The following is a 6,358-nucleotide window of genomic DNA, read 5'->3' on the forward strand; positions in this document are numbered from 1 at the left end:
CATCGCCGACCCCGGCCCGCCCTCTCGAGGCTGACCGGGTGATGAGCCACGCACGCAGCACCAAAGGAACTCGCACGTGACCTCGCCCCAGCTCCTCGACGCCCGGACCACGGAAACATCGCCGGACTCTCCCGCCACGGGACGTGCCGCCCGGCGCAAGCATCACTCCAGCATGGCCCGGAAGCGATCTCTGGCCGCCCGATACCTCGGCTACGTCGGTTATTTCGTGGGCGCCGGCCTCATCAGCGGCGCCGTCGTCCACCACCCGCTCGACCCCGACCGCTACACCCGCATCGCCGTCTACGGCGCCCTCGTCTTCCTCGCAGCGACCATCCTCAACGAATTCGTCCTCACCAGGGAGCGCCCCGGGCTGCCCCGCATGCTCCTGGTGATCGGCGCCTCGCTGCTGCTGTCCTTCGGCATCGGCATGCTCAGTGGCGGCCTCCAGCACTTCGACGACTTCCCCGCCCGTGGCGCGGTCCTCGTCCCCGCCGGGCTGGTCGTTTCGTTCGTTGCCTACGTCATCAAGGACGCCGACACCCCGACGCGCCGGATCTTCAGCCTCGTCGGCCTGGCCGTCCTCGTCACCGCAGCCCTCGCCTTCCTCGGCCTGCGGGAAGTCGCCGCCTCCATGGAAAGCACGCCCGGCGGCGGCCACAGCCACGGCACCGCCGAGGAACCCGCCGCAGACGACCACGCCCCTGCCACCGCCCCGGCTAGCCCGGCCGTACCCACCTCCGGCGCCTCCCCCACCGCAAAGCCCACTCCTTCGGCGACGGCGCACAACGACGGCCACGCTCACTGAGCCACGGGTAGGGGCGGGCGAGCCCGCCCCTACCCGTGGGGCGTGTCAGCCGGCGACGTGCGCTGTGTAGTCCCTGGCCTCCTCCACGGCCGCGACGAGTGCCGCGGTGTCGGTCGGCGCAGACACCAAGCTGGCGCAGATCGCCGCCCTGGTGGAGCGGGCGCAGACGGGCAAGGCGGCCGTGCAGCGGTTGGCCGACCGGGTCTCCGCGGTGTTCGTGCCCGTGGTCATCGCGCTCGCCGTGGGCACCTTCGGCGTATGGATGCTGACCGGGGCCTCCGCCTCGACCGCGCTGACCGCAGCCATCGCCGTGGTGATCATCGCTTGCCCCTGCGCGCTGGGGCTGGCGACGCCGACCGCGCTGATGGTCGGTACCGGCCGTGGCGCCCAGCTCGGGCTGTTGATCTCCGGGCCGGAGGTACTGGAGTCCACCCGGCGGATCGACACCGTCGTCCTGGACAAGACCGGCACGGTCACCGAGGGCCGGATGCGCCTGGTGAAGGTGGTGCCCACCGCCGGCGAGGACGAGGCCGAGGTCCTGCGCCTGGCGGGGGCCCTGGAGGACGCGAGCGAACACCCGATCGCCGCCACGATCGCCCAGGCCGCGCGCGAACGGCTCGGCTCCCTGCCGCCGGTGACCGGCTTCGCCAACACCCAGGGCCGGGGCGTCAGCGGCACCGTCGAGGGCCGGACCGTCCACGCGGGCCGTGCCTCCTGGCTGGAGGAGCGGCAGGCTCTGCGGCTTCCGGCCGAGCTCGCCCGGACGCGGGACGCGGCGGAGGCCGAGGGCCGTACGGTGGTCTTCGCCGCCTGGGATGGGCAAGTGCGGGCCGCGCTGGTGGTCGCCGACACCGTGAAGGCGACGAGTGCCGAGGCGGTCGCGGACCTCAAGCGGCTCGGCCTCACACCACTCCTGCTGACCGGCGACAACACCGCCGCGGCCCGCGCGGTGGCCGCCGAGGTCGGCATCGACCGGGTCATCGCCGAGGTCCACCCCGAGGACAAGGTCGCCGAGGTCCGGCGTCTGCAGGAGCACGGCTGCGTGGTGGCGATGGTCGGCGACGGCGTCAACGACGCGGCCGCGCTCGCCCAGGCCGACCTCGGTCTGGCCATGGGCACCGGCACCGATGCCGCGATCGCCGCCTCCGACCTGACACTCGTACGAGGTGACCTGCGGGCTGCCGGTGACGCCATCAGGCTCGCGCGCCGCACCCTCCGCACGATCAAGGCCAACCTGTTCTGGGCGTTCGCCTACAACGTGGCCGCCCTGCCGCTGGCCGCCCTCGGCATGCTCAACCCGATGATCGCCGGTGCAGCCATGGCCTCCTCGTCCGTATTCGTCGTCACCAACAGCCTGCGACTGCGCCGCTTCCAGCCGCTGCATCGCCGACCCGCGGGTTCTGTGCTGAGCTGGAGGTGTCCTCAGGCAACGGCGCCCCTGGGAGGCCCACCATGCCGCACGTCCATCTCGCCGCACCCGCGCCGACCCGGCCCGGAGTCCTTCTGCCCCGGCGCGATCTGGCGGTCGGCTGGACGCTGGTGGTGCTGATCGCCGTACTCGCGTGGGTGCTCACGATCGGGCAGGCCCGCCACATGGGGATGGAGCCCGGCACCATGGGTCTGGCGCTCCCGCTCTTCCTGCTGCTGTGGGTGGTCATGATGGCGGCGATGATGCTGCCATCGGTGGCCCCGGTCGCCATCACCTGGGTACGGGGGATCAGCCGCCGCTCGGCGGGCCCGGCCCGCGCACTGCACGTCGCCGAGTTCGTCAGCGGCTATCTGCTGGCCTGGACCGGCTTCGGGCTGCTCGCTTACGGCGCCCTGGCTATGACCGGACGCCTGGTGGAGGGCAATCCGGACGCCGGCCGCTGGATCGGAGCCGGGGCCTTCCTCCTCGCGGGGCTGCACCAATTCGGGCCGCTGAAGCGGGTCTGCCTGCGGCACTGCCGCAATCCGATGTTCCAGCTTCTGCGGTACTCGCGGTTCCGGCCGTGGGCGAAGGATCTGCGGGTCGGCGCGCACCACGGTCTGTACTGCGTCGGCTGCTGCTGGGGGCTGATGATCGTCCTGATCCCGCTCGGGGTGATGAACGTGGCGGCCATGGCGGCCGTGGCCGCAGTGATCTTCCTGGAGAAGCTGTGGCGGCGCGGCCCCTGGCTCACCTGGGCCGTCGGGATCGCCTTCCTCGTCCTGGCGGCTCTCGCTCCCTTCCAGGACTGGCTGCTGCCGGGCCTGGAGAACGCTCCCCCGATGGAGGAGATGCACCAGATGACGGGCCTGCTCTGAGCGGCGGCCTCGTCGCCGCCCGCCAAGCGGCGCGCCGGCAGCTGAAGAATCCCGCGCTGGAGACGCAGAACGGCACCAGGAAGTTGACTGCCACGCGTACGGCCGTGGCCGCGCCGGCGTCGCCCGAAGCGATGACGGAACCCTGGTTGACCAGGGACAGCACAATGCCGACGAGGATCGCGATCGGTACACATCGGGACAGCGACGTGCGCGAGAACACGGTCGGCAGCAGGCGTGGCTCCACCTGCGCGGGAGGAGACATGTACCGTCCTCCTCCCGTGTTCAACAAACTGGCCGGCTGCGCGCTACCGCCCCACGGGCGCGCCCTCGGGCTGCTCGCTGGAGAAGGTGTAGTCGGACTGCTCTCCGTACTCCGGCTCGAAGGACAGGCCGAAGGCACTCGAAGTGCCGGTCGTACGCCCCAGGGTGAACTCGCGGGAGAATCCGAACATCGCGTTCTTCATCGTCGTAGGCCCACCATCGGGACCGAGAAGAGGATCGAATGCGAGCTCGGTCTTCCCACTGACGCTGAGCCGGGGCTTCTCCCCGTTCGTCAGGGAGACACTCGCCCTCTCCACGCCGAGGTACTCGCCGTAGAACTGCGACAGTTCACCGAACGCACCGCCTTCGCGCCCGGACAGAATGCGCTCGAGTGCATCGACTTGCTCGTCGCTGGCACCCTCGTCGACGACGATGCCGACCTTCCAGTTGCCGGCCGTCAGGTTGGAAGGGAAGTGGTTGTAGAAGGCGAAGGTCACCCCGGACAGGTCAACGTCGTCCAAGCGCCCGTCCGCCACATGGAAGGCGGCGCACCCGAGGCATTCCTCGCGTCCTTGCGGGTCGTGCGGCTTCGCGTCGACGGCACACCCGCAGACCATTGCGCATGAGCAACCAGCCAGGTAGTTGCCCGAGATACTCCACGTCATGACTGCTCCCGCTCGCTGGATGATTTCCGCCGTCCGACGGTGCGGACGACGCCGACGTCGAGAGCGGCGGGTGGAGAGCGCGCGGACCGCACGACGGGCACGCGGCAGGCCATGGAGCCGAGGCTGACCCAGACAGCGGCGGCGTACGTCACCCCGCTGGCCGAGTCAGGAATTCTGTCCGGCGTGATGGCAGCGTGCATCTTCCACTCGCCCCTGCGGACGCCGTTTCGGCCCGAGGAGCCAGCCCTTCCCTTCAAGGCTAGGCGTGCCTGGCACGGGTGTACAGACGCCTCAGCCCCAGCCGTCTCAGCTTTCCCCATCGTGGCGGAAGGGGGAGAATTGAGGCGATGCCCTGTGGCGCCGAGCGCCTGTGGTGATGTCCGGCGGAGCACTGCCGACCACGCGACCTGCCCGGCGCGGGGCCGTGTGGAGGCGATGAGATGTCCGATACGACGGCGACCGTCCCTAGATGGCACGCGGCCGGGGACTGGTTCGACACGTGCAGGTGCAATGTCCCCTGCCCCTGCTCCTTCGCCCAGTTGCCCACCTACGGCGAATGCGACGGGGTCCTGGCCTGGCACATCCGCGAGGGCAACTACGGCGAGGTACCGCTGGACGACCTCAACGTGCTGATGCTCGGCTCCTTCGTCGGCAACGTGTGGGCGGAACACACCGACTCGTACGCGGCGGTATTCCTCGACGAGCGTGCCGACAACGCACAGCGCGAAGCCCTACAGATGATCTTCGGAGGCCAGGCAGGCAGCTGGCCCGCCGAAATGGTGACCATGATGGACGCCGAGATGCGGGGCATGGACTTCACACCCATCCAGATCGACGTCGACGAAGACCTCGGCGGCTGGAGAGCCACGATCCCCGGCCTGGTCGAAGCGAGCGCGGTGGCCCTCACAGGGCCGACGACACCCGAGGGCGCGCGGGTCCAGTCGACCAACCTGCCGGGCTCGGAAACAGGGCCGGGCCAGGTGGCCACCTGGGGCCGCTCGACCGCGGACCGCGCCGACGCCTTCGGCTTCCACTGGAGCCGGGAGGGCCAGTCCAGCAAGCACATCACCTTCGACTGGACCGGCCCGAACTAGGCCCGCCCAGGCTGGGGGCATTGGCCCGCGGCCAAGCCCGGTGCACACTGAGATTGCGCCAGTCCACACCTGCCGGTGCGGGCCCCACTCGGGCGGTGGGGACTCGCACCGTCACGTGCCCGCATACGCCCTGTGTGCGCCCCTCTGGCAGCACGTAGCTTGCGACTTTGGCCTGACACCCGTGCGAGCCGTAGGGGGAACAGGTTGAAGCCAGCCGCTGACGTACTGAGGGAGCTCGTCCAGCCGTCGAACATCTCGGTCCATTCCAGTCCGGCGCTGGTCGGCAGCATGGATGAGGCCGCTGCCGAGGACGACAAGGCGCGTAAGGAGAAGGAGCTCGAAGACCTCCGTCGTAAGTCCGGCCTCCGGCCCATACCCGCGAAGGAGCTGGACCGGACCCTCCAGCTGACGCCCTGGGACGTGTTGCACACCCTCGGCCAGGCCATCGCATTGTCGCGGCGGGGCGCCGGCCGCGGACTCGCAGAGCACTGGGGGTCCCTGAAGTACAGCCAGGCTCTGGCCGGCGGCATCGACTCCTTCATGACCCTCTCGGCGGAGGGCCGGGGAACGGCCGACCACTACAAGGCGATCCAGTCCGGGGAACTCGGAACCGGATTCGCCCTGACCCTCGCCCGGCAGCTCCTGAGCCGCCGCTACCCGAAGCACTCAGTCTCGATCGTCCCCGCGGACACCGCACTGCGGGCCGGCTGGGCCTTGACCAGCCGCGACCCGGGCCATCGATCCGGCTACCGCTACCGGCCGCAGTTCTTCGCCGAGATATGGAAGCCCGGAGAGCCGTCGCGGGTCATCCCGATCGCCTGCAAGGGCAACCACAGCAACGCCGCCGCCTCGCACGTCCAGCTCGCGTCCGCTTCCGTGCACGTCGAGGCGGTCCACATCGGCGCATGGGACGAGACGCCGGCCCTGGTGTTCAGTACGGAACTACCCACCGAAGGCGCTCTCACGGTGCACGCCTTGCAAGCGCGGGGAACCGGTGGCCAGCTGAACGGTCAGGTGACTCCTCCCCGCCATAAATGACGGGGCTTCCTGTTACGCCGGGTCGGCGTCGCAGCGGACCAGCCCGGCCCGGTTCAAGACGTTGATCGCGCCGACGGTGTCGGCGTGGTCGTGGTGGCCGCAGGCGAGGCAGTGGAACTTCTCCTGCGTGGGGCGGTTCTCCTTGTCGGTGTACCCGCACTCGGGACACTGACGGGAGGTGTTGCGGGGGTCCACGGCGACGATTTTCC

Annotated in this window: 6 protein-coding genes and 1 pseudogene; 5 read left to right on the plus strand and 2 right to left on the minus strand. The window is 70.1% G+C overall.

Translation table 11 applies throughout. From position 1 onward, the window contains the following. Positions 1 to 76 precede the first annotated feature (76 nt). The 3 genes and pseudogenes from J7F03_RS06690 to J7F03_RS06700 all read left to right on the plus strand — a co-directional run bounded on the left by J7F03_RS06690 (position 77) and on the right by J7F03_RS06700 (position 3,091). Complete coding sequence (locus J7F03_RS06690; protein WP_214947711.1) at positions 77 to 805, plus strand: hypothetical protein; 729 nt, start codon at positions 77 to 79, stop codon at positions 803 to 805. A gap of 109 nt (positions 806 to 914) precedes the next feature. Then, positions 915 to 2,180, plus strand: a pseudogene (locus J7F03_RS06695) (heavy metal translocating P-type ATPase); the annotation flags it as partial. 77 nt (positions 2,181 to 2,257) lie between these two features. Next, positions 2,258 to 3,091, plus strand: coding sequence for a DUF2182 domain-containing protein (locus tag J7F03_RS06700; RefSeq protein ID WP_214947712.1), 834 nt, complete (start codon positions 2,258 to 2,260; stop codon positions 3,089 to 3,091). A 305-nt stretch (positions 3,092 to 3,396) separates the two neighbouring features. On the opposite strand, the gene J7F03_RS06705 is transcribed toward J7F03_RS06700, so the two are convergent. After that, positions 3,397 to 4,017, minus strand: coding sequence for a DUF1326 domain-containing protein (locus J7F03_RS06705; RefSeq protein WP_214947713.1), 621 nt, complete (start codon positions 4,015 to 4,017; stop codon positions 3,397 to 3,399). Positions 4,018 to 4,457: 440 nt separating this feature from the next. On the opposite strand from J7F03_RS06705, the gene J7F03_RS06710 reads away from it, so the two are divergent. After that, positions 4,458 to 5,111 (plus strand): DUF1326 domain-containing protein, encoded by a 654-nt coding sequence (locus tag J7F03_RS06710; protein ID WP_214947714.1) that lies wholly within the window; start codon positions 4,458 to 4,460, stop codon positions 5,109 to 5,111. Between the two features lie 204 nt (positions 5,112 to 5,315). After that, the gene (locus J7F03_RS06715; protein WP_214947715.1) at positions 5,316 to 6,149 is read left to right on the plus strand and encodes a hypothetical protein; all 834 of its coding nucleotides are present in this window, start codon (positions 5,316 to 5,318) and stop codon (positions 6,147 to 6,149) included. A 12-nt stretch (positions 6,150 to 6,161) separates the two neighbouring features. Here the strand turns inward: J7F03_RS06715 and J7F03_RS06720 are convergent. Then, positions 6,162 to 6,358, minus strand: a 197-nt coding sequence (locus J7F03_RS06720; RefSeq protein ID WP_214947716.1) for a zinc ribbon domain-containing protein, incomplete at its 5' end; no start/stop codon positions are given.

It is taken from the genome of Streptomyces sp. ISL-43 (assembly GCF_018614195.1).
Classification (GTDB): Bacteria; Actinomycetota; Actinomycetes; order Streptomycetales; family Streptomycetaceae; genus Streptomyces.

Coding starts and splice junctions, on each gene's coding strand:
- J7F03_RS06710 (WP_214947714.1), top strand. CDS start 4,458: ATGTCCGATACGACGGCGACCGTCCCTAGATGGCACGCGGCCGGGGAC.
- J7F03_RS06705 (WP_214947713.1), bottom strand. CDS start 4,017: ATGACGTGGAGTATCTCGGGCAACTACCTGGCTGGTTGCTCATGCGCA.
- J7F03_RS06700 (WP_214947712.1), top strand. CDS start 2,258: ATGCCGCACGTCCATCTCGCCGCACCCGCGCCGACCCGGCCCGGAGTC.